Here is a 665-nt window from a genome sequence, read left to right on the forward strand (position 1 = left end):
GGTCAGGACATGCAGTCGAGCAGAAGGTGATCGAGCATGAGTTCGGGAGCAGGGTCAAGCATTGAATCGGACGGGGCTCCAATGCGAGCGGCGTTGAACGGAGAAGTGAGCCGAATAACGGTACGGTTCAGCGGGCGGCGGCGAACGATACAACGACTGCCAAACAGTCACCACCGCCGCTCCGTTGCAACCGATGGTTCCCCGCTCGCCCAGCTAGGTTCACAGCGAACGAAGTCGAGTGAATGTAGTCGTTCAATTGGTTCCAAGTGCGATTGGCAGACTCTGTCCGGCACTGATGCAGAAGCCAGCAACAGCGAATGCTATGTAGGTGCGCATAGTATCCAATGGAGGTATACCGATTGCGATTAGGCGTTCTGCCCTAGAATCAGAAAAGTGCATCCATATGACAATCGCCAGCACGAGTATGGAACTGAGAGCAACCGCCAGGATCAGGCTCGATGAGTATCGACTAGTCGCGTAGCTGGCTGCTCCCAACACAGCCAAAACCACGAGATAGCGTCGGGAGTACGCTTTCCCGTTCTCTGGTGTCGGCGTTGGTGATGCGTAGGGATTCGACATTCTTCTGTTGGGGAACGTCACCGTTCACCGGGCCGCGGCAAACGACATTGATTTCAGAATCCGCGCGGCCCGCGGCTCCGTGTGCA

1 protein-coding gene is annotated in these 665 nt (G+C 56.4%); it reads right to left on the reverse strand.

All coding sequences use genetic code 11. The features are described 5' to 3' along the window. Positions 1–469: 469 nt before the first annotated feature. A partial coding sequence (locus CA13_RS34670; RefSeq protein WP_419193925.1) for a hypothetical protein occupies positions 470–665 on the reverse strand: 196 nt, incomplete at its 5' end.

Source organism: Novipirellula herctigrandis (assembly GCA_007859835.1).
GTDB classification, from domain to species: Bacteria; Planctomycetota; Planctomycetia; order Pirellulales; family Pirellulaceae; genus Novipirellula_A; species Novipirellula_A herctigrandis.